Origin of the sequence: Streptomyces sp. NPDC047971 (genome assembly GCF_040653355.1) — a bacterium.
Classification (GTDB): domain Bacteria; phylum Actinomycetota; class Actinomycetes; order Streptomycetales; family Streptomycetaceae; genus Streptomyces.
Map to the genome: position 1 here is coordinate 55,561 of NZ_JBEZNW010000017.1, position 20,845 is coordinate 76,405.

Consider the following 20,845-nt stretch of genomic DNA (forward strand, 5'->3'; position numbering starts at 1 on the left):
TGAAGCGGGGAAGGGAACGACGTCCAAGGGTAGACGCCGGGCCGGTGCGACGGCGTACGGCGTTCCTCCCCGGGCCCCGCCCCGCGCGGGACACGCTCAGCAGCGGGCGAGGGCGCCGCTTCCGCCGGTGGTCTTGTCGGCGAACACCCAGCCCTCGGTCTCCGTGTTCTGGATGCGGGCGTAGATCCACTTGTTGCCGTGGGCGTTGGTGACGTAGCAGTGGTAGTACACCTTCACGCCGGACTTGACCGAGGTCACCCAGCCGCAGTCCGAGTACGGACCGGTGTAGAGGTGGGAGTTCTGGGAGAGGTACCCGTAGCCGTCGCTGCGGTTCGCGTGGGCCCATCCGGTGCATGCCGTGGGCACCGGGGTGGGCTTCGCCGTGGCGCTGGGCGAGGCGGTCGGCGTCGGCTCGGCGGAAGCGCTCGGGGACGCGGCCGGCTTGCCGCCTGCCCCGTCGCCGGGCGTCGTCGCGACGGGACCGGGCTCCCCGTCTCCGTCCGAGGGGGTGCCGGAAGGCGTCGTGCCGGGGCTCATGGACGTCAGGTCCCCGGGGGAGGTCGGGCCGTCGCCCGAGCCGCCCGCCGCCGGCACGTCGCCGTCGGCCGGGGCGCTCGCCGTGGGGCGCGCCGCCTGCGGGTCGCCTTCCGGCTCGCTCCCGGTGTTCATCAGGCCGTAGGCGGCACCGCCGCCGACGAGGACGGTGGCGACCGCCGCCGCGACGACGCTTCGGGTACGACGGCGGCGCGCGCGGACGGTCGCGGTAGGCGTCCCGGGGCCCTCCGCGCTCCCGGCGGGCGGGCCGGCCGGATGGCCCGGCTGCCCGGCGCCGGGCGCACCGGGCTGCGGGAACGGCGCGGGAGCGGGGCCGAAGGCGGCGGGACCGAAGCCGCCGGGCGGGGTGGCGGGGCCGGGCGCCGGAGCCGGTGCGGGAGCGGGCGCCGGCGGCACGGGGGCTGCGGCCGGGGGCACGGGAGCGGGCGTCACGGGGGCTTGCGGAGTCCGCGCGTACCCCGGCGCGGAGGGCATGCCGCGGCCCGCGGCGACCGCCTCCAGCATCCCCCGCGCCTGCGCGGCGTCGGGCCGGTGGTGGGGGTCCTTGGCCATCAGCGCCCACAGCACCGGAGCGAGCGGGCCCGCTCGCACGGGCTCCGGCAGCGGCTCGGTGACGATCGCCGACAACGTGGACCAGGCCGACGTGCGGTGGAACGGCGAGGTGCCTTCCACCGCCGCGTACAGCGTCATGCCGAGCGACCAGATGTCCGAGGCGGGGCCGGGTTCCTGCCCCTGGGCGCGCTCCGGCGGCAGATAGTCGAGGGACCCGACGAGCTGGCCGCTCTGGGTCAGTTTGGCCATGGCGTCGTCGCCGGAGGTCTCCATCGTGGCGATGCCGAAGTCGGTGAGGACGATCCTCCCCCAGCCTCCGGCCGGGCCGTTCCGCTCGCCCCGCTCCAGCAGCACGTTCCCCGGCTTGACGTCCCGGTGCAGGACTCCGGCCCGGTGCGCCGCGTCGAGCGCGTCCATCAGTTCGGCGCCGATGGCGGCCGCCTCGCGCGGGTCCAGCGGGCCGCGCCGCGACAGCACGTCGTCGAGGGAGGGCCCGTCGACGAGTTCCATGACGATGACCGGCAGCCCCCGCTCCTCGACCACGTCGTGCACGGTGACCACGCCGCGGTGCCGGACACGGGCGGCGGCCTGCGCCTCCCGCTGCATCCGCTCCCGCAGATCGGTCAGTTCGGTGGCCGAGGCGTCGGTGTAGGCCCGCAGCACCTTGACGGCGACCTCACGGTTCAGCACCTGGTCCACCGCGCGGGCGACCACACCCATGCCGCCTCGGCCGATCATCGCGGTCACGCGGTATCGCCCGCCCAGTACCTCGCCGACCAGGTCCGCGCCGTTCGCCCCCGTCACCTCTCACACCCCGTCCGTCGCACTGTTCGGCTTCGCCATCGCAATCCAGCGTAGGGGTACGCCTGCATGCGCGTGCGCACGGGCCCGCCCCCGGGGGCACGGCCGGGCCTCGCGGCGGAAGCCGAACCCCCGACTCGTGGCAGGTTCCCTCAACGGCCTTCTCCGTCAGCGCGCTTGACCCGGAATCAGTGCACTCGCACCCTTCGCACGCGGCCCGCCCGTTCGACCAGGAGCCAGCCGGCCAAGGCCATCGCGACCGCCGCCGGGGCGGTGACCTCGACCGCTATCAGCGTCGCCGAGCGGCCCTCCAGGAGGCCCCCGAAGCCGACCATGGAGAGGCCGAGGACGCCGAAGAGCGCCAGGGTGATGCCGACGGCGGCGACCGGACCGCCGTCGCCGGTCGCGGGAGCGGCGGGGGCGGGGCGCTCGAAGCGGCGGAAGGCGGCGACGAGCAGGGCCGTGAGGACGGCCGCGGCGGCGATACGGAGCGGCAGCTGGGCCCACCAGGCCCCGGTCGCGGGCGCGGGCAGCGTCACGTCGAGCGCCAGGAGCGCGCCGTACACGCCGAGCATCGCGGTCAGGTGCCACAGGAAGGCGGTCATGGCGATCCCGTTGGCCGCGACGACCTTGTGCCAGACGCCCGCGCGGGCCGCGAACCGGGCACCGGGGCCGCGCAGCAGCTCCACCGCGCCGACCAGCCACAGGCCGTGGGCCAGCAGGGCCAGCGTCGGCGGCGCCATGTTGGAGACCTTCTCCCCGGGCATTCCGACCATCGAGAGCGGATACGGCCCGAGGGCGACGAGGAGGCCCGCGCCGAGCAGGCCGCCCGCGGCGAGCACGGCCGGGCGGCGGATCATGCCGTCGGCCCTGAGGAAGCCGAGCTGGTGGACCGCGAGCCAGACGAAGGCGAAGTTGAGGAACTCGACGAAGGGCACGTCGCCCGCGAACCGCAGGACGTCCACGGCGACCGCCCCGCCCGCGAGCGCGGCGAACGCGCCCCACCCCCAGCGCTCGTGGAGCTTCAGGAGCGGCGGGGTGAAGGCCACCATGGCGAGGTAGATGCCGATGAACCACAGCGGCTGGGTGACGAGGCGCAGCGCGACACCGGTCAGACCGCCGTCGCCCGCGCCGAGGAGCTGGACGACGAGCGCGACGGCACCCCACACCCCGACGAACACCATCGTCGGCCGCAGCAGCCGCTGGAGCCGGGCGCGCAGGAAGGCGGCGTAGCGCGGGCGCGAGCGGTGGGCGAGCGCGTGCGCGAAGCCGCCCACGAAGAAGAACACCGGCATGACCTGGAGCGCCCAGGTCACCGCCTGGAGCTCCGGGACGACGGCCAGCAGATTCCCCACCGACCCGTCGGTGGTCACCGCCGCCATCAGCCAGTGGCCGAGGACGACGACGCCGAGCGAGGCGACCCGCAGCAGGTCGACGTACCGGTCCCGCGTCGCGGGCGTGGCGGCGGCGAGCTCCCTGGCACTGACTGCGCTGTTTCCCATGGGGGCACCGTCCCGCGGACGGCCGCCGGTCCGTCAGGGCGCGGATACTCAACCGCTCCTGAGTACCCCCGGCCCACCGCGCCCGCCGGGCCGACGACGCCCGAGGAGGCCGACGCGGCCGGAGCGGGGCGACGGAAGCAGGGGCGGGGGCGGCGGAAGCAGGGCGGCGGGAGCAGGGCGGCGGGAGCAGGGCGGCGGGAGCAGGGCGGGGGCGGCGGGAGCAGGGCGGGGGCGGCGGAAGCGGGGGCGGCGGGAGCGGGGGCGGCGGGAGCGGGGGCGGCGCGGGTACGAGGGGGCCTGGGGCGGGCTACGGCCGGGACAGGACCGTCGCGCCGGGGGCCGCCGACGTGGCGACGCGGGCCGTGCGGCAGGTGCCGGAGGCGATCAGAGCGGCCGCCACGGCGTCCGCCGCCTCCGCGTCCTTGACCAGGAACGCCGTCGTCGGGCCCGAGCCCGAGACGAGGCTCGCCAGGGCGCCCGCGGCCGTGCCGGCCTCCAGGGTGGCGTTCAGGGCGGGCCGCAGGGAGAGGGCGGCCGGCTGGAGGTCGTTGGCCAGGGCGCTGGCGAGGGCGGTCACGTCGCCGGTGCGCAGGGCCTCCAGGAGCACGGGGGAGGCGGCGGGCTCGGGCACGTCCACGCCCGCGGTGAGGCGGTCGAACTCGCCGAACACCACCGGGGTCGAGAGCCCGCCGTCCGCGACGGCGAACACCCAGTGGAACGTGCCGCCGACCGGAAGCCCGGTCAGCCGCTCTCCGCGTCCGAGACCGAGCGCCGCCCCGCCGACCAGGCTGAACGGAACGTCGCTGCCGAGTTCGGCGCAGATCTCCAGGAGCTCCGCGCGCGAGGAGTTCAGGCCCCACAGCGCGTCGCATGCGAGCAGGGCGCCCGCGCCGTCCGCGCTGCCGCCCGCCATGCCGCCGGCGACCGGGATGTCCTTGTCGATGTGCAGGTGCACGTCCGGGGAGATGCCGTGCCGGGCGGCGAGCAGCTCCGCCGCGCGCGCGGCGAGGTTCGTCCGGTCCAGCGGGACCTTGTCCGCGTCCGGCCCCTCGCAGGTGATCGTCAGCTCGTCCGCGGGCACCGCCGTGACCTCGTCGGCGAGGGAGACGGCAAGGAAGACGTTCGCCAGGTCGTGGAAGCCGTCGGGGCGCGCCGCGCCGACGGCCAACTGGACGTTGACCTTCGCGGGCACCCGCACGGTGACGCGCCGGCCGGCCTCCGGCCCCCGCGGGGCCGCGCCGATGGGGTCCTTCCGCTCCGCGCCGTCCGCCCCGGCGCCGTTCCGCGTGCCCTGTCCCGCACCCGTACCGCTCACGCCTTCGCCTCCGCGATCCGGGCGAACTCCTCGACCGTCAGTGCCTCGCCCCGCGCCTGCGGCGAGATCCCGGCCTTCACCAGCGCCTCCTCCGCCGCCGCGGGCGAGCCCGCCCAGCCGGCGAGCGCGGCCCGCAGGGTCTTGCGGCGCTGCGCGAAGGCCGCGTCGACGACCGCGAAGACCTCCGCCTTGGACGCGGTGGTCGCCAGCGGCTCCTTGCGGCGGACCAGCGAGACGAGACCCGAGTCGACGTTCGGCGCGGGCCAGAAGACGTTCCGGCCGATCGCGCCGGCCCGCTTGACCTCGGCGTACCAGTTCGCCTTCACCGACGGCACGCCGTACACCTTGTTCCCGGGCTTCGCCGCGAGCCGGTCGGCGACCTCCGCCTGGACCATGACCAGGGTCCGGTCGATCGTGGGGAAGCGGTCCAGCATGTGCAGCAGCACCGGCACGGCCACGTTGTACGGGAGGTTCGCGACGAGCGCGGTGGGCGGCGGGCCCGGCAGCTCCTGGACGTGCATCGCGTCGGAGTGGACCAGCGCGAAGTGGTCCGTCCTGCCCGGCAGCCGGGCGGCGATCGTCGACGGCAGCGCCGCCGCCAGGACGTCGTCGATCTCGACGGCCGTCACGTGGTCCGCGGACTCCAGGAGTGCCAGGGTCAGCGAGCCGAGCCCGGGGCCCACCTCCACGACCACGTCGTCGGGGCGCACGTCGGCCGTGCGGACGATCCGCCGGACCGTGTTGGCGTCGATGACGAAGTTCTGGCCCTTCTGCTTCGTGGGGCGCACGCCGAGGGCGGCGGCCAGTTCACGGATGTCGGCGGGGCCGAGGAGGGCGTCGGGGCCTTCGGGGCCGGTGGTGGTGCTCACCGGTACAGCCTAGCGAGGTCGTGAGGGCTCACCGGTAGAGCCTTCGCCCGCAGTGCGGCCACGGACTCGCGCCGCGCTGCACGTAGAGCTTCTTCGCCCGGTAGGTCTGCTCCGAGGCGGGCGCGTTCTGGGCGGTCCCGCTGCCGCCGAGCGACCGCCAGGTGCCGGGGTCGAACTGGTAGAGCCCGCCGTACGTCCCCGAGGGGTCGACCGCGTTCGGCCGGCCGCCGGACTCGCAGGCCGCGAGTGCGCCCCAGTCGAGGCCGTCCGCGCCGGTCACCGACGAGGGCAGCGGCCGGGTGCCGACCTTCACCTTGCGGGTGACGGGCTCGCGCACGATCTCCTCGCCGATCCTCTTCGGCTTCTGCCTGACGCCGTTGACGGTCCGCAGGGCGTAGGTGACGCGGCGCACGCCGCGCACCCCCTGCTGTTCGACGACCTCCGTGCCCGCGAAGAGGTCGGGGTCCCGGGTCCTCTCGACGGCGTAGGGGATCGGCTCCTCGCGGACCTCCTTGGTGCCGGTGATCCGCATGACGGTGATCGTCTGGCCGTCGCGCGGGAAGGAGCTGGGCGGTACGGAGGTGGTGTCCTGGCCGGAGAGGGCGATGCCTGCCTCCTCGACGGCCTCGCGGACGGTGGCCGCGTTGGTGCGCAGGGTCCGCGCGCGGCCGTCGGCGAGGAGGGTGACGGTCCGCTCGGTGCGGACGTCGAGGGCGAGGCCCCCGCGGGAGATGGGGGCGGAGCGGGAGACCGAGAGGTAGGCGCCCTCGGCGCGGACGCCGAGCTGGCGCAGGGCTCCGTCGACGGTCCTGGCCGTGGTCCACACCTGGCGGCGCTGCCCGTCGAGGGTGAGGGCGACGGGCCGGCCGTAGCGCACCACGACCTCGTCGCCGCTGGCCAGGTCCTCGCCGGGCCCCGGGGCGACGATGTCGTGGGAGCCGACGACCAGGCCCTCGTCGGCGAGGAGTTCCTCGACGTCGTCGGCGAAGGTGTGCAGGGTGCGCGGTACACCGTCGACGGAGAGCCGGATCGCCTTGTCGTTGGCGACGAAGGCGCTGGTGCCGCCGGCGAGGAAGGCGACGACGAGGGCCTGCGGGACGATGCGCCGCAGCCCCTCGGCGGGGCCGGGCCTGGCCTTGCGGCGGCGGGCCGCGCGCCGTGCCCCGGCGCGGCCCGCCGCCCGTCCGGGGACCTGTCCGGCGGCCTGGTCGGCGGGCCGGCCGGGGATCTGGCCCGGGAGGACGAGCGGGGCGACCTGGGTGGGCTGCTCGTGGACGGACAGGTCCACGAGCGGGGCGGCCTGGGTGGGCTGCTCGTGGACGGACAGGTCCACCGCCCGTCGTCCGGCTCGGTGACTGCCCTGGGAAGTGCTCACGAGGCCGGGACCCTAGCCCCGGCGGCGATCACTCTCCAAAACCACTCGGCTACGACACGTAACCGTTATGCATCAGTAATCGAAGGCGGTGGCCGTGTTCACGGCGATCGCCTCGCAGAGCTCCTCCTCCGCGATCCCGCGCACGGCCGCCATCGCCCGGACGGTGACCGGGATCAGGTACGGCGCGTTCGGCCGTCCGCGATACGGCGCGGGGGTGAGGAAGGGGGCGTCCGTCTCGACGAGGACGAGGCCCAGCGGGGCGACGGCGAGGGCGTCGCGCAACGGCTGCGCGTTCTTGAAGGTCATGTTGCCGGCGAAGGACATGTAGTAGCCCTTCGCGGCGCAGATCTCGGCCATCTCCGCGTCGCCGGAGTAGCAGTGGAAGACGGTCCGCTCCGGCGCGCCCTCCTCGTCCAGGACGCGCAGGACGTCGGCGTGGGCCTCGCGGTCGTGGATGACGAGCGCCTTGCCGTGCCGCTTGGCGATCTCGATGTGGGCGCGGAAGGAGCGCTCCTGGGCGGCCATGCCCTCGGGACCGGTACGGAAGTGGTCGAGGCCGGTCTCGCCGACGGCGCGGACGTACGGCAGGGCGGCCAGCCGGTCGATCTCGGCGAGGGCCTCGTCCAGGGCCGCGTCCCCTCCGGCCTCCCTGGCGCCCTGTCGGGACCAGCCGTCCGGGTCGCCGAGCACGATCCGGGGGGCCTCGTTGGGGTGGAGGGCGACGGCGGCGTGCACGTTCTCGTGGGCCGCGGCGGTCTCGGCGGCCCACTGGGAGCCCTTGAGGTCGCAGCCGACCTGGACGACGGTGGTGACGCCGACGGCGGCGGCCTTGGTGAGGGCCTCCTCGACGGTGCCGGACTGCATGTCCAGGTGGGTGTGCGAGTCCGCCACCGGCACGAGGAGGGGCTCGGGCAGCGGCGGCGGGGCGTCCTTGGAACTCATGACCCCGATCGTACGAGGGGCCATGAGTTCACTCGCGGTGGCCTGCGGGTCACCCGGCCCGCGGGCCGGGTGACCGTCGGTGGATCCGGAGCCGGAGCTACGAAGCCGGGGGCTTGCGGTGGAACAGGGCCGACAGATGGCGCCTGCGGGATTCCTTGACGTACACCGGGCCGGGAGCCTCCCCCTCGGGTGCCTCGCCCCGTTCGAGGTCCTGTCCGATCGGCCCGGCCAGGCCGATCGGGCCGGCGGGCGTGACCGGCCGCTTCGCCCCCGTCGGTTCGGCGGCACCGGCCGCGCGCGGATGGTAGGCCTGTTCCCACGAGTCCAGGACCGAGGAAACCTGGCCCGCACGCATGATGCGGACGACATGGCCGCCGCAGTTCATGCAGGTCGGGCTGGACAGCGGCGAGGGGACCCGTTCGCCGCCGGCCTTGTAGACGATGAATTCCTGGCCGGCCGCGTCGACGTGGTGCTCGATGTCGTACGCCTGCTCCCAGCCGTACCCGCACCTCATGCACGCGAAGGCGTACGCCTCGTGGGCGACGGGTATGCCGGTGCCGGTGATCTCACTCATGCCAGCTCCTCTCCACTGATCCCAGTGGACGCCTTTTGGGGCCGGAGCGCATCAGCGCCGGGCGAACAATGGAACGCCTTTTTGCGTTCCCTTGCTCTCAGGCCCTCAGGAGGCCCGCCGCACGGGTTTCGCTTTGCCTTTCACGATAGCTCTTTACCTTTTCCGGGGCCCGTCGCAGCCGCGTTCTTTGCCGCGACGACGGCATCGAACACCTCGCGCTTGGGAAGGCCCGCCTCGGCCGCGACCGCGGCGATCGCCTCCTTGCGCCGCTCCCCCGCCTCCTCGCGCACCCGCACCCTGCGCACCAGTTCCTCGGCGTCCAGTTCGGCGGGGGCGGCCTCCGGGGCGCCCTCGACGACGACGGTGATCTCGCCCCGTACGCCGTCCTTCGCCCACGCGGCGAGGTCGGCGAGCCCGCCGCGCTTGACCTCCTCGTACGTCTTGGTGAGCTCGCGGCAGACGGCGGCCCTGCGCTCGGCGCCGAAGACCTCGGCCATCGCGGCGAGGGTGTCGTCGAGCCGGTGCGGGGCCTCGAAGTAGACGAGGGTCCTGCGCTCGTTCTCGACCTCGCGCAGCCGGCCGAGCCGCTCGCCGGCCTTCCTCGGCAGGAAGCCCTCGAAGCAGAAGCGGTCCACGGGCAGCCCGGACAGGGCCAGCGCGGTCAGCACGGCGGAGGGCCCGGGGACGGCGGTGACCTTGATGTCCTGCTCGACGGCGGCGGCGACGAGCCGGTAGCCCGGGTCGGAGACGGACGGCATCCCGGCGTCGGTGACGAGCAGCACCCGCGCGCCGCCGGCGAGCGCCTCGACCAGTTCGGGCGTACGGGCGGACTCGTTACCCTCGAAGTAGGACACGATCCGGCCGGAGGTGTGCACGCCGAGGGCGCGGGTCAGGCCGCGCAGCCGCCGGGTGTCCTCCGCCGCGACGATGTCCGCGGTCTCCAGTTCGGCCGCGAGCCGCGGCGGCGCGTCGCCGATGTCCCCGATGGGTGTCCCTGCAAGTACCAGCGTTCCTGTCACATGGGTCATCCTCCCAGCCCGGACAGGCGACTCGCACAGGCACGTTCCCTACGATGGCGCGGTGACCAGTACCGCACCCGAGACCCTGCAGGGTCAGCACGCCGTGGAAGAGCCCCCGTCGTGGCAGCAGCGTCTGCGGCGCTTCGGCTACACGCCGCCCGCTTCGAGGGCCGCAGGGCCGGGGCTGCGGGAGCGGCTCGTGCCGTCGTACACACGCCCGTCGCAGCGGCTGTGGTCGCTGATGGGGATCGCTCCCGGCGCCGCGGACACGATCTGGCGGCTCGCCGCCTGGGGCGGTCCGCTGCTGGTGGCGCTGCTGGCGGGACTGCTGCGGTTCTGGAACCTGGGCAAGCCGAACGCGGTGATATTCGACGAGACGTACTACGCCAAGGACTCCTGGGCCCTGATCAACCAGGGCTACGAGGGGGCGTGGCCGAAGGACATCGACAAGTCGATCCTCGCCGACCCGAACGCGGTCGCGATCCCCACCGAGCCCGGTTACGTGGTCCACCCGCCGATGGGCAAATGGGTCATCGGCCTGGGTGAGAAGATCTTCGACTTCACCCCGTTCGGCTGGCGGTTCATGGTGGCGCTGCTCGGCACCCTCTCGGTGCTGATGCTGTGCCGGATCGGACGGCGGCTGTTCCGCTCGACGTTCCTGGGGTGTCTGGCCGGCCTGCTGCTCGCGGTGGACGGTCTGCACTTCGTGATGAGCCGTACGGCCCTGCTCGACCTGGTGCTGATGTTCTTCGTGCTCGCCGCCTTCGGCTGTCTGGTCGTCGACCGCGACCGGTCGCGGCGGAGGCTGGCGGGGTCGCTGCCGGTGGACGAGGAGGGGGTCCTGCGCCCGGACGTCGACGTGGCGGAGACCCTGCGGCTCGGCTGGCGTCCGTGGCGGCTCGCGGCGGGGGTGATGCTGGGGCTCGCGGCGGCGACGAAATGGAACGGCCTGTACGTGATGGTGGCCTTCGGGCTGCTGACGGTCCTGTGGGACGTGGGCGCCCGGCGCACGGCGGGCGCGGTCCGGCCGTACGCCGCGGTGCTGCGGCGGGACACGGTCCCGGCGTTCGTCTCGGTGGTGCCGGTGGCGCTCGTCACGTACCTGGTGACGTGGACCGGCTGGATCGTCACGGACAAGGGGTACTTCCGCAACTGGGCGGCGGAGCAGGACAAGCTGAACGGCGGCGGGACCTGGGCGTTCCTGCCGGACTGGCTGCGCAGCCTGTGGCACTACGAGACCGAGGTCTACAAGTTCCACGTGGGTCTGAACTCGCCGCACACGTACGAGTCGAACCCGTGGAGCTGGATCGTCCTGGGCCGTCCCGTCTCGTACTTCTACGAGTCCCCGTCACCGGGGACGGCGGGCTGCCCCGCGAACGCGACGGAGAAGTGCGCCCAGGAGGTCCTGGCCCTCGGCACACCGCTGCTGTGGTGGGCGGCCTGCTTCGCGATCCTGTACGTCCTGTGGCGCTGGGCCTTCCGCCGGGACTGGCGGGCCGGCGCGATCGCGTGCGGAATCGCGGCGGGCTGGCTGCCGTGGTTCCTCTATCAGGAACGCACCATCTTCCTTTTCTACGCGGTGGTGTTCGTGCCGTTCCTGTGTCTCGCGGTGACGATGATGATCGGCGCGATGATCGGCCCACCGGGCTCTTCGGAAAGGCGCCGGACCTTCGGGGCCGTGGGGGCGGGAGTTCTCGTCCTTCTCATCGTCTGGAATTTCATCTATTTCTGGCCGATCTACACGGGAACGTCGATTCCTATGGACCAGTGGCGGAACCGGATGTGGCTGGACACGTGGGTTTAGCAGGGCGGGGGCATCAGGAGGGCGGCGCCCGTGGCTGAGGAATGGGATGTGCGGCAGCTGACGGCAGACGGATTCGACCGCGTCTACGTCGAGTTGGACTGGTACGACGGCCTGGCCGCCGGGCTGGTCGACATCATCGGGGTCCCCCACTACTTCCAGCGTCACGACGTCGACTTCTCCGTGGCCCCGGAGAACTACTTCGTATGGCCGGCGGACGCGGCGTCGGTCGCGCTGGAGCGGGAACAGTGGGCCATCTTCGTCGACTGGCACAACCGCTTCGAGCAGGGGACAGCGAGCGGCGCACAGCACCCGGGGATCGGAGGCGTCGACGCTCGGTACGACGAGCTGACGGCATTGCTCTCCTCCCGACGGCACGCACCCTCCGACGCAAAGCTGCTGCGGGCCGAATGGCGCCTCGACGACGGGGCCCGCTACCGCGTGGACGGGCTCGACGTCTGGGTGAGATGGCATGAGCCGACGGCGCAGCCAGGGACGTGATCACGGCCCAGGGACGGCCCAGCAGCCGCCGTACGGCCCTGATCGGCAGCTCCGCCGCCGGCCAGGGCCGTACGGGCCTTGACCCGCGAGGCTTCATCTACGGCCGATCCACACGGGCACGTCGATTCCGACGGACCAGTGGCGGAACCTGGCCCTGTGGCCCCGTGAGCGACCGGCGGTGGCCGCCGGGACCGGCCGGACGAGTCCCGCCCCTACTGCCCGGGGCAACGGTGTCAGCCCACAGAACTAAGGTTGCCGACCACTGACCTCAGGGGGCTTCACCATGGGCATTCATCCCGACGTCGCCGTCCTGCTCGACCTTGTGCCGGCAGACTTCGCGGGCGGCGAGCAGATCGACTGGGCTGCGGCCGAGCTTGGGCTGGGCGCCAGGTTGCCCAGCGACTACAAGGCTCTGCTGGACACGTACGGCGTGGGCGATATCGGGGAGCTCGTCATTCTGCCCCCACTCCCGAGTGACGTGCGTGGGTGGGAAGGGTGTCACATCGGGGCCCAGACGGACGGCCTGCGCGAGCTGTGGGAGTACGACACGGGAGTGCCAGGCGTGACGCTGGGTGCCGATGCTGTCCTGCCCTGGGGTTCCGGAATGAACGCCAACGAGATGGCTTGGCTCATGAACGACCCGGATCCTGACACGTGGCCTGTCATAGCCTGGCGCCGACACCACCTGTGGGGTGAGTCGCCGTGGGCCCTGTTCGACTGCAACATGGTCCAGTTCATCACCCGTATGATGCTGGGCCAATTCGACTCCTGCCCTCTCGGCGATGAGTCGCTCTGGAAGCGGACAGACACATTCGTCAGCTGGCGAGAGCAACACCGACGGCTCAGGGCCGGACTGGATCCTTGTACAGGCGAGCCCGATCCCTACGCCCACTTGTACCCCATCACCGAGGACTGGCCCTGACCAGGCCCGGAGCCAGATCGCGAGGGCTGTCGCGGTGCCGCGGAAGACGTAGCCGCGTTTGTTGGCGAGTGGCAACAGCCCGGGATTGCTTCAGGCGGTTCACGGCCGGCTCAAGCACTCGGCCTCGGCGATGGCCGCGCCCTCTCGCGGGGGGGGGCGAGCGCCCTCCAGGGCGTGTCCGGTCTGAGCGAGGTTCCATGCGGGAGTGGTCAACCGGGTGGATCTGTACGACTGCTGGTCCGCGCAGGAGAGGAGGCATTCGCCGACGGAATTGCCCATCTGTTCGGTCATGCTGAATGCCCGTGAGGTGCGGGTCCGTGTGGACGTCACCGAACCGGGAGGCTCGTGGGGTCCCGTTCCGGTAACAACCGTCACCCCCGTCACACCTGTCACCTAGGCTGCCATGATCGCCTGGGGAGGGGAGCGCGGTCGTGCGCAGTGGAGCGAAAGTGGCCATCGTCGGGGGCGTCTTCGTCGTCGTCGCGGGTGGGGTTCTGTACGGGGGCTACACCCTGGCCGGCGGGATCAACGACGGTTCGGGCGTGGGCACCCAGGGGGCCTCGGAGAAGAGATCCGGGCCCGTCACGGGGGACGAGGTCGAGAGCGCCGCGAAGGAGTTCCTGGCCGCCTGGGCCGCGGGTGAGTCCGACCGCGCCGCGCAGGCGACCAACAACCCCGTCGAGGCCGGGCCCGCCGTGCTGAACTACCGCGAGGGGGCGAAGGTCTCCAAGGCAGAGATCACCCCGGGCAAGGCGGTCGGCACGACGGTGCCGTTCACGGTGAACGCCACCGTGACGTACGAGGGGCAGTCGAAGCCCTGGACGTACACCTCGGAACTGACCGTGGTGCGCGGGATGACCACCGGGCGGCCGCTGGTCGAGTGGAAGCCCGGCGTCATCCACCCGAAGCTGACCGCGGACTCGAGCCTGCGCACCGGCGCGGCGAAGACGGGCGCCGTCAAGGCGGTGGACCGCAAGGGCGTCGAGCTGACCAAGGAGAAGTACCCCTCGCTCGGGCCGATCCTGGACCAGCTGCGCGACAAGTACGGGACGACGGCCGGCGGCACGCCCGGTGTCGAGACCTTCATCCAGTCCGACACCGAGGGCGTGCCCGACACCACCCTGGTGACGCACGTCCCGGGCAAGCCCGGGCGGCTGGAGACGACCATCGACGCGACCGTCCAAGCGGCGGCCGAGCGGTCGGTGAAGAAGTACGGGCAGGCGTCGGTCGTGGCGATCAAGCCGTCGACGGGCGAGGTGCGGGCGGTCGCCAACAGCCCGTCCGCGGGCTTCAACACGGCCTTCGAGGGCAAGCAGGCGCCCGGTTCGACCCTGAAGATCGTCACGGCGGCGATGCTCCTGGAGAAGGGCCTCGTCACGGCGAACGGGTCCGCCCCGTGCCCGAAGGACGTCATGTACTACGGCACCTCCTTCCACAACCTCGACGGCTTCGCCCTGGGCGACGTGCCCTTCTCGCGGAGCTTCGCCAAGTCCTGCAACACCGCCTTCATCAAGCTGATCGACGACGTCGACGACGACTCCGCGCTCGGCAAGGAGGCCCAGGACGTCTTCGGGATCGGCCTGGAGTGGAAGACGGGCATCGTCTCCTTCGACGGTGCCGTCCCCGAGGCGACGCAGGGCGTGGCGGCGGCGCAGTACATCGGGCAGGGCACGGTGCAGATGAACGTGCTCAACATCGCCTCGATCACCGCCACCGCGAAGTACGGGACGTTCAAGCAGCCCTTCCTGGTGTCCAGGAAGGTGGACGACCGGACCTTCGCCGAGGCCTCGCGTTCGCTGCCGGACTCCGTGGCCCGCCAGCTGCGCGCGATGATGAAGGCGGCGACGGTCGGCGAGGGCACCGCGGCGCGGGCGATGGCGTCGGTCGGCGGGGTCAAGGGCGCGAAGACGGGCTCGTCGGAGGTCGACGGCCAGTCCACCTCGAACAGCTGGTTCACCGGCTACTCCGACGACCTGGCCGCCGCGGCCGTCGTGCAGGAGGGCGGGCACGGCGGTGACGCGGCGGGCCCGGTGGTCGCGAGCGTGCTGCGGGCGGGCTGAGCCCCGGATCGGCCCCGGCCCCTCGGGCGGAGCCCGGAGGGCCGGAGCCCGGAGGGCCGGAGCCCGGAGGGCCGGAGCCCGGAGGGCCCGAGGGGTCGAGGCCGGAGGGCCAGGGCCACCCGTGGGAGGGTCCGCGGGGTCGAGGCCGGAGGGGCCGGGGCCGCTCCTGGGAGGGTCCGAGGGGTCGGGGCCGCTCGCGGGAGATCCGAGCGGGAGGGTCCGAGCGGGAGGCTTCGAGGGGCCGCCGCCGGGGGCCCGGACGTCCGGCCCCCGGTATCCATTCGCATGGCCAGTACACCTACCGCTAGCGTGCGGGCCATGACCTCTCCCGAATCCCACGCCCACCCCCAGTTCGCCGCGGCGCTCCACGCGCTCGGCCTCGATGTCGAGATCCGTCGCTTCCCGGACGAGACCCGCACCGCCGCGCAGGCCGCCGAGGCCATCGGCTGCGAGGTCTCCGAGATCGTCAAGTCGCTGATCTTCGCGGCGGACGGGGTCCCGGTGCTGGTCCTGATGGACGGTTCCTCGCGGGTCGACGTGGAGCGGGTGCGCGAGGAGCTGGGGGCCGAGGCCGTGACGCGGGCCGACGCGAGGGTCGTACGGGAGACCACGGGGTACGCGATCGGGGGCGTCCCGCCGTTCGGGCACCGCACCCGGACCCGGGTCCTGGCCGACCGCGGGCTCCTCGACCACGACGTGGTGTGGGCGGCGGCCGGCACCCCGCACACGGTGTTCGCGCTCGACCCCACGTCGCTGATCGGCCACGCGGGCGGCGCGCTCGTGGACGTCCGCGAGCGGGCCAAGTGACGCCGCTGGTGGCGGCGGCGGTGCTGTTCGCCGCCGTGACCCACGCCGCCTGGAACGCGCTCGCCCACACGATCCGGGACCAGTTGCTCTCCTTCACGCTGATCTCCGGCGGAGGGGCGCTGATCGGGGGCGTCGCGGCCTTCTTCCTCCCGCTGCCGGCGGCCGGGGCGTGGCCGTATCTGATCGCGTCGGCCGTGCTGCACATCGGCTACATGTCCCTGCTCATGCGGTCGTTCACGCTCGGCGACTTCGGGCAGATGTACCCGATCGCGCGGGGTACCGCCCCGCTGGCCGTGACCCTCCTCGCGGCCGTCTTCGTCGACGAGATACCGGACGGCTGGCAGCTCACCGGCGTGGCGTTCGCGTGCGCCGGTCTGACGGGCCTGGCCCTGTGGGGAGTCCGCGGCTCGGGCCGCCGCCCCGACTGGCCCGCGCTGCTCGCGGCCGGGGCGACGGGCCTGGCCATCGCGGGCTACACGGTCGTCGACGGCGTCGGCGTACGCGCCTCGGGCACCCCGCTCGGCTACATCGCCTGGCTGATGCTCCTGCAGGGCGTGGTCATCCCGGCGTACGCCCTGTGGGCCCGCCGGTCCGCGCTCCTGCCCCAGCTCCGGCCGCACGCGGTCCGCGGGCTGCTCGGGGCGGCGCTCTCGATCTCCGCGTACGGGCTGGTGCTGTGGGCCCAGACGAAGGCGGCCCTGGCCCCGATCGCGGCCCTGCGGGAGTCCTCGATCATCGTGGGCGCGGCGATAGGAACGCTCTTCTTCAAGGAGCGGTTCGGGGGGCCGCGGGTGGCCGCGGCCGGTCTGATGGTGGTGGGCATCGGTCTGATGCTGCACACGAGTTGACCGGGCCGGCCCCGGGGGCGCCGCGCCCCCGGCAGGATCCGGGGGGAACGCCCCGGCCCGGCGCGACGGTCAGAGCACCGACCGCACGGCTCGCACCAGGGCCTGGGCCCGGGGGTCCGCCGTGACCGTCTTGCGCATGCCGTTCGTCACGTAGCCGAGGGCGACGCCCGATTCGGGGTCCGCGAAGCCCAGGGAGCCGCCTCGGCCGGGGTGGCCGAAGGAGCTGGGGCCGAGGAGGGGGGAGGCCGGGCCGTGGAGCATGTGGCCGAGGCCGAAGCGGGTGCCGACCATCAGGACGCGGTCGGGGCCCGCGGACTCCTCGGTGCGGGCGAGGGTCAGGGTCGCCGGGGCGAAGAGGCGGGGGCCGCCGTCGACCGGGCCGAGGGTGGCGGCGTAGAAGCGGGCCAGCGCGCGGGCGGTGGAGACACCGGCCGAGCCCGGCAGTTCGGCCGCGCGGTACGCCGGGTCGTTCTCGTCGGGCTGGGGGTCGATGGCGCCGAAGGCACGCCGGGTGAGGGAGTCGGGGTCGCGGTACGCCTCGGTGACCGAGCGCTTGGGGCGCAGCTTCAGGGCGCCGCTGTCCGCGGGTTCCCGCTCCTCCACGGGACCGAGGCGGCCGACCCGCGCGGCCTCCTCGGGCGGCAGACCTATCCAGAGGTCGAGGCCGAGAGGGCGGGCGATCTCCTCGGCGACCCAGCGGCCGATGGTGCGGCCGGTGACCCGGTGGACCAGGCCGCCGATCAGCCAGCTGAAGGTGTGGGCGTGGTAGCCGTGTGCCGTGCCCGGCTCCCAGGCGGGGGCCTGCGCGGCGATCGCGGCCTGGGCCCTCGCCGGGTCGGTGGCCTCGGCGAGGGTCAGGGGCCGGTCGAGGACCGGCAGCCCGGCCCGGTGCGCGAGCAACTGCCGCACGCTCACCCGGTCCTTGCCGGCCGCCTTGAACTCCGGCCAGTAGGTGCCGACGGGCGCGTCCAGGTCGAGCTGTCCGCGCTGGTGCAGCAGCAGGGGGACGGCCGCGGCGACACCCTTGGTCGCCGAGCGGACGACCTGCGCGGTGTCCACGGCCCACGGGGCGTCCCCGTCGACGTCCTTCGTGCCGCCCCACAGGTCGACGACCTTCACGCCGTCGCGGTAGACGGCGAGCGCCGCGCCCCGCTCGCCGCGGTCGTCGAAGTTGCGCAGGAACGCGTCCCTGACCGGCTCGAATCCCGCCGCCACCGTGCCCCGGACGTCCACGTCCCACACTCCTTCTCGCTCCTACCGGATCCTCGCGCCCCCATGGTGCAACGCCGGACCGGGAGCCCCGATTCCGGGGTGGGGAACGGTCAGGCGACCGGGCGGGGGGAGAAGCCGAACGGCAGCTCGAGACGGTGGCGCGCCATCAGCTCCCCGTCGGCGAGGATGTCGGCCGTGGGTCCGTCCCCGGCGATGACGCCCTCGCTCAGGATCACCGAGCGCGGGCAGAGCTCCAGGGCGTACGGCAGGTCGTGGGTGACCATGAGGACGGTGACGTCCAGGGAGCGCAGGACGTCCGCGAGCTCGCGGCGCGAGGCGGGGTCCAGGTTGGACGAGGGCTCGTCCAGGACGAGGATCTCGGGCTCCATCGCGAGGACGGTCGCCACCGCCACGCGCCGGCGCTGCCCGAACGACAGGTGGTGCGGCGGCCGGTCCGCGTACTCGGCCATGCCGACGCGTTCCAGCGCGCGGTGGACGACGGCCTCCAGCTCGGCGCCGCGCAGCCCGGCCGCGGCGGGGCCGAAGGCGACGTCCTCCCGGACGGTCGGCATGAACAGCTGGTCGTCGGGGTCCTGGAAGACGATCCCGACCCGGCGCCGGATCTCGGCCAGGTTCCGCTTCTCGACGGGCGTTCCGGCGACGCGGACGGTGCCGGCGCCACCGGTGAGGATGCCGTTGAGGTGGAGGACGAGCGTGGTCTTGCCGGCGCCGTTGGGCCCGAGCAGGGCGACCCGCTCGCCGCGCCCGACGCTCAGGTCGACGCCGAAGAGGGCCTGGTGGCCGTCGGGGTAGGCGTAGGCGAGGCCGCGGACTTCGAGCGAGGGGGCTGCGTTCATAGCGTCCATCCGAGCAGGCAGATCAGCAGTGCGGTGAGCGGGAGGGCGGCGGCGCGCGTCCACTGGGTCCTGGTGGCCGTGACCTCGTCGACGACCGGCATGGTTCCGGTGTACCCGCGGCTGATCATCGCGAGGTGGACGCGCTCGCCGCGCTCGTACGAGCGGATGAAGAGCGCGCCCGCGGACGTGGCGAGGACCCCCCAGTGGCGGACCCCCTTCGCCTCGAATCCGCGCGACCGGCGGGCGACGGACATCCGGCGCATCTCGTCGGTGATCACATCGCCGTACCGGATCATGAAGGAGGCGATCTGCACGAGCAGGGGCGGCAGCCTCAGCCGCTGCATGCCGAGGAGCAGCGCCCGCAGTTCGGTGGTGGAGGCGAGCAGGACGGAGGCGGCGACGCCGAGGGTGCCCTTGGCGAGGACGTTCCAGGCGCCCCACAGGCCGGGGACGGAGAGGGAGATCCCGAGGATCTCCGTCTGCTCGCCGGGGACCACGAACGGCATCAGGAACGCGAAGGCCACGAAGGGGATCTCGATCAGCAGCCGCCGCAGCAGGTACCCCGCCGGGATCCGGGCCAGCGCCGCCACGACAGCGAGCAGGACGGCGTAGCCGGCGAAGGCCCAGACCGCCTCGCGGGGCGTGCAGACCACGACCACGACGAAGGCGAGGACGGCGAGGAGCTTGGTGTGCGGGGGCAGCGCGTGCACCGGCGAGTCCCCTTGCCGGTACAGCTTGTGCGCGTGCCCCGCTCCCATGTCAGACCTGAGCCCCCGAGTCGGCGCGACGGCGGCGGACGAGCCAGAACGCGCCGGTGCCGAGGGCGAGGGTGGCGCCCACGCCGATGACGCCCGCGAGGCCGCCGGAGAGGCGGGCCGCCTCGATGCCCTTGACGCCGTAGTCGGCGAGCGGGGAGTCGGCCGTGGCGTGCTCCTCGACGTTCTTGTCGATGCCCTTGTCGGCGGCGACCTTCTCCAGGCCGTCGGGGCTGGCGGAGGCGTAGAAGGAGACGACACCGGCGAGGACGAGGGCGGCGACCACACCTCCGATCCAGACCTTCTTGGGCGAGCCGGGGTCGGCGGCCGGGCTGGCCGGCTCGGCGTCGACCAGTTCGCCGTTCACGCGCAGCTTGAGCGGGGCGCTCAGGCCGCGGGCGCCGTACACCAGGTCGGGGCGGACGGCGATGACCGCGCCGACGGTCAGCATGGTGATGACGGCCTCGCCGACGCCGATGAGCGTGTGGACGCCGACCATCGCGGTGAGCACCTTGCCGAACGGCACGTCGGTGGTGCCGCCGACGGCGTAGACGAGGGTGAAGGCGGCGGCCGCGGCGGGCACGGAGACGAGCGCGGCGACGAAGGAGGCGACGGTCACCGAGCGGCGCGTGCGGGGCAGGACGAGGACGAGTCCGCGGAAGAGGGCGTAGGCGACGACGACCGCGACGACGCCCATGACGGTGATGTTCACACCGAGCGCGGTGAGTCCGCCGTCCGCGAAGAGCACGCCCTGCATGAGCAGGACGACGGCGATACAGAGGACGCCGGTGTACGGCCCGACGAGGATCGCGGCGAGCGCGCCGCCGAGCAGATGTCCACTGGTCCCGGCGGCGACCGGGAAGTTCAGCATCTGCACGGCGAAGATGAAGGCGGCGACGAGTCCGGCGAGCGGCGCGGCCCGCTCGTCCAGCTCCCGCCGGGCACCGCGGAGGCTGACGGCGACGGCGCCGACGGCGACGACACCGGCGACGGCGGATACGGGGGCGTTGATGAATCCGTCAGGTACATGCACGTCCCGAATGATGAGTGTTCCTGCAAAGTACTTGCAAGAGCGCCCAGATCACAGAAAGGCAGCGCTCGCCACGCATGCGCCCCAAAATATGCGACATTAGGGGGTAAATAGGACGAGTGTGAGGAGTGACTCGATGTCCCCCACCACGGAAGACCGAGCAGTCGTGGATCACGCCAAGGGACGGATCATCACCGACGCCCCGCTCTCTCGCCCCGTCCCCGTCGCCCTGCGCTTCGATCCCGAGGCGAGTCCCGCCACCGTACGCTTCGTCTTCCCCGGCAACATCGAGTGGTCCTTCCCGCGCACCCTCCTGGAGACCGGGATGCGCGCCCCGACGCGGGGCGGCGACATCCGCGTCTGGCCCTGCGGCCGGGTGCAGACGGTCGTGGAGTTCCACACGCCGGACGGTGTCGCGGTCGTCCAGTTCGACACCACGGCCCTGTTGCGCTTCCTCAAGCACACCTACGCCGTCACCGCGCCGATCGCCCCGTAGAGTGCCGTCGTCATCCTGACGATCATGGGGGATCCACTTGAGGAAAAGACTG

The 20,845-nt window shown here is 73.2% G+C and carries 19 protein-coding genes; 7 read left to right on the forward strand and 12 right to left on the reverse strand.

The genetic code is table 11. The features are described from left to right. Positions 1–96: 96 nt before the first annotated feature. The 8 genes from AB0D99_RS18055 to rsmI all read right to left on the reverse strand — a co-directional run bounded on the left by AB0D99_RS18055 (position 97) and on the right by rsmI (position 9,513). The gene (locus tag AB0D99_RS18055; protein ID WP_362362370.1) at positions 97–1,911 is read right to left on the reverse strand and encodes a protein kinase; all 1,815 of its coding nucleotides are present in this window, start codon (positions 1,909–1,911) and stop codon (positions 97–99) included. 185 nt (positions 1,912–2,096) lie between these two features. Beyond that, positions 2,097–3,410 carry an acyltransferase gene (locus AB0D99_RS18060; RefSeq protein ID WP_362362373.1) on the reverse strand — a complete coding sequence of 438 codons (1,314 nt, stop codon included), beginning with the start codon at positions 3,408–3,410 and terminating at the stop codon, positions 2,097–2,099. 307 nt (positions 3,411–3,717) lie between these two features. Then, entirely contained in the window at positions 3,718–4,653 is a 936-nt protein-coding gene (locus tag AB0D99_RS18065; protein WP_362362598.1) for a 4-(cytidine 5'-diphospho)-2-C-methyl-D-erythritol kinase, read from the reverse strand. Positions 4,654–4,721: 68 nt separating this feature from the next. Continuing rightward, a complete protein-coding gene (rsmA, locus tag AB0D99_RS18070; RefSeq protein WP_362362376.1) occupies positions 4,722–5,594 on the reverse strand; it encodes a 16S rRNA (adenine(1518)-N(6)/adenine(1519)-N(6))-dimethyltransferase RsmA in 873 nt (290 codons plus the stop codon). A gap of 28 nt (positions 5,595–5,622) precedes the next feature. After that, on the reverse strand, positions 5,623–6,969 hold the full coding sequence (locus tag AB0D99_RS18075; protein ID WP_362362379.1) for a ubiquitin-like domain-containing protein: 1,347 nt from the start codon (positions 6,967–6,969) through the stop codon (positions 5,623–5,625). Positions 6,970–7,041: 72 nt separating this feature from the next. Beyond that, positions 7,042–7,911 carry a TatD family hydrolase gene (locus AB0D99_RS18080; protein ID WP_362362382.1) on the reverse strand — a complete coding sequence of 290 codons (870 nt, stop codon included), beginning with the start codon at positions 7,909–7,911 and terminating at the stop codon, positions 7,042–7,044. A 97-nt stretch (positions 7,912–8,008) separates the two neighbouring features. Next, on the reverse strand, positions 8,009–8,485 hold the full coding sequence (locus AB0D99_RS18085; protein WP_362362385.1) for a hypothetical protein: 477 nt from the start codon (positions 8,483–8,485) through the stop codon (positions 8,009–8,011). A gap of 140 nt (positions 8,486–8,625) precedes the next feature. Beyond that, on the reverse strand, positions 8,626–9,513 hold the full coding sequence (gene rsmI, locus AB0D99_RS18090; RefSeq protein WP_362362388.1) for a 16S rRNA (cytidine(1402)-2'-O)-methyltransferase: 888 nt from the start codon (positions 9,511–9,513) through the stop codon (positions 8,626–8,628). 52 nt (positions 9,514–9,565) lie between these two features. Here rsmI and AB0D99_RS18095 point away from each other — a divergent pair, with 52 nt between their 5' ends. From AB0D99_RS18095 to AB0D99_RS18120, 6 genes are all read left to right on the forward strand, one after another. After that, complete coding sequence (locus tag AB0D99_RS18095) at positions 9,566–11,308, forward strand: phospholipid carrier-dependent glycosyltransferase (protein ID WP_362362391.1); 1,743 nt, start codon at positions 9,566–9,568, stop codon at positions 11,306–11,308. Positions 11,309–11,338: 30 nt separating this feature from the next. Next, on the forward strand, positions 11,339–11,806 hold the full coding sequence (locus AB0D99_RS18100; protein ID WP_362362394.1) for a hypothetical protein: 468 nt from the start codon (positions 11,339–11,341) through the stop codon (positions 11,804–11,806). Between the two features lie 283 nt (positions 11,807–12,089). Then, positions 12,090–12,728, forward strand: a complete 639-nt coding sequence (locus tag AB0D99_RS18105) for a hypothetical protein (RefSeq protein ID WP_362362397.1) — start codon at positions 12,090–12,092, stop codon at positions 12,726–12,728. Positions 12,729–13,159: 431 nt separating this feature from the next. Further along, positions 13,160–14,788, forward strand: a complete 1,629-nt coding sequence (locus AB0D99_RS18110) for a penicillin-binding transpeptidase domain-containing protein (RefSeq protein ID WP_362362400.1) — start codon at positions 13,160–13,162, stop codon at positions 14,786–14,788. A 318-nt stretch (positions 14,789–15,106) separates the two neighbouring features. Continuing rightward, positions 15,107–15,595, forward strand: a complete 489-nt coding sequence (locus AB0D99_RS18115; RefSeq protein WP_362362403.1) for a YbaK/EbsC family protein — start codon at positions 15,107–15,109, stop codon at positions 15,593–15,595. After that, positions 15,592–16,443 (forward strand): DMT family transporter, encoded by an 852-nt coding sequence (locus tag AB0D99_RS18120; protein ID WP_362362406.1) that lies wholly within the window; start codon positions 15,592–15,594, stop codon positions 16,441–16,443. The genes AB0D99_RS18115 and AB0D99_RS18120 overlap by 4 nt, the downstream gene beginning before the upstream one ends. A gap of 69 nt (positions 16,444–16,512) precedes the next feature. On the opposite strand, the gene AB0D99_RS18125 is transcribed toward AB0D99_RS18120, so the two are convergent. The 4 genes from AB0D99_RS18125 to AB0D99_RS18140 form a co-directional block, all read right to left on the reverse strand. After that, positions 16,513–17,676: a serine hydrolase domain-containing protein gene (locus AB0D99_RS18125; protein ID WP_362362409.1), complete on the reverse strand. Its 1,164-nt coding sequence runs from the start codon at positions 17,674–17,676 to the stop codon at positions 16,513–16,515. Positions 17,677–17,765: 89 nt separating this feature from the next. Beyond that, positions 17,766–18,512, reverse strand: a complete 747-nt coding sequence (locus AB0D99_RS18130; RefSeq protein WP_362362412.1) for an ABC transporter ATP-binding protein — start codon at positions 18,510–18,512, stop codon at positions 17,766–17,768. Next, positions 18,509–19,270 (reverse strand): cobalt ECF transporter T component CbiQ, encoded by a 762-nt coding sequence (gene cbiQ / locus AB0D99_RS18135; protein WP_362362415.1) that lies wholly within the window; start codon positions 19,268–19,270, stop codon positions 18,509–18,511. Before cbiQ ends, AB0D99_RS18130 begins: the two co-directional genes overlap by 4 nt. 1 nt (position 19,271) lies before the next feature. Then, on the reverse strand, positions 19,272–20,300 hold the full coding sequence (locus tag AB0D99_RS18140; protein WP_362362418.1) for an energy-coupling factor ABC transporter permease: 1,029 nt from the start codon (positions 20,298–20,300) through the stop codon (positions 19,272–19,274). Between the two features lie 133 nt (positions 20,301–20,433). Between AB0D99_RS18140 and AB0D99_RS18145 the strand changes: the two genes are divergently transcribed. Next, positions 20,434–20,793: an SsgA family sporulation/cell division regulator gene (locus AB0D99_RS18145; protein ID WP_362362421.1), complete on the forward strand. Its 360-nt coding sequence runs from the start codon at positions 20,434–20,436 to the stop codon at positions 20,791–20,793. Positions 20,794–20,845 lie beyond the last annotated feature (52 nt).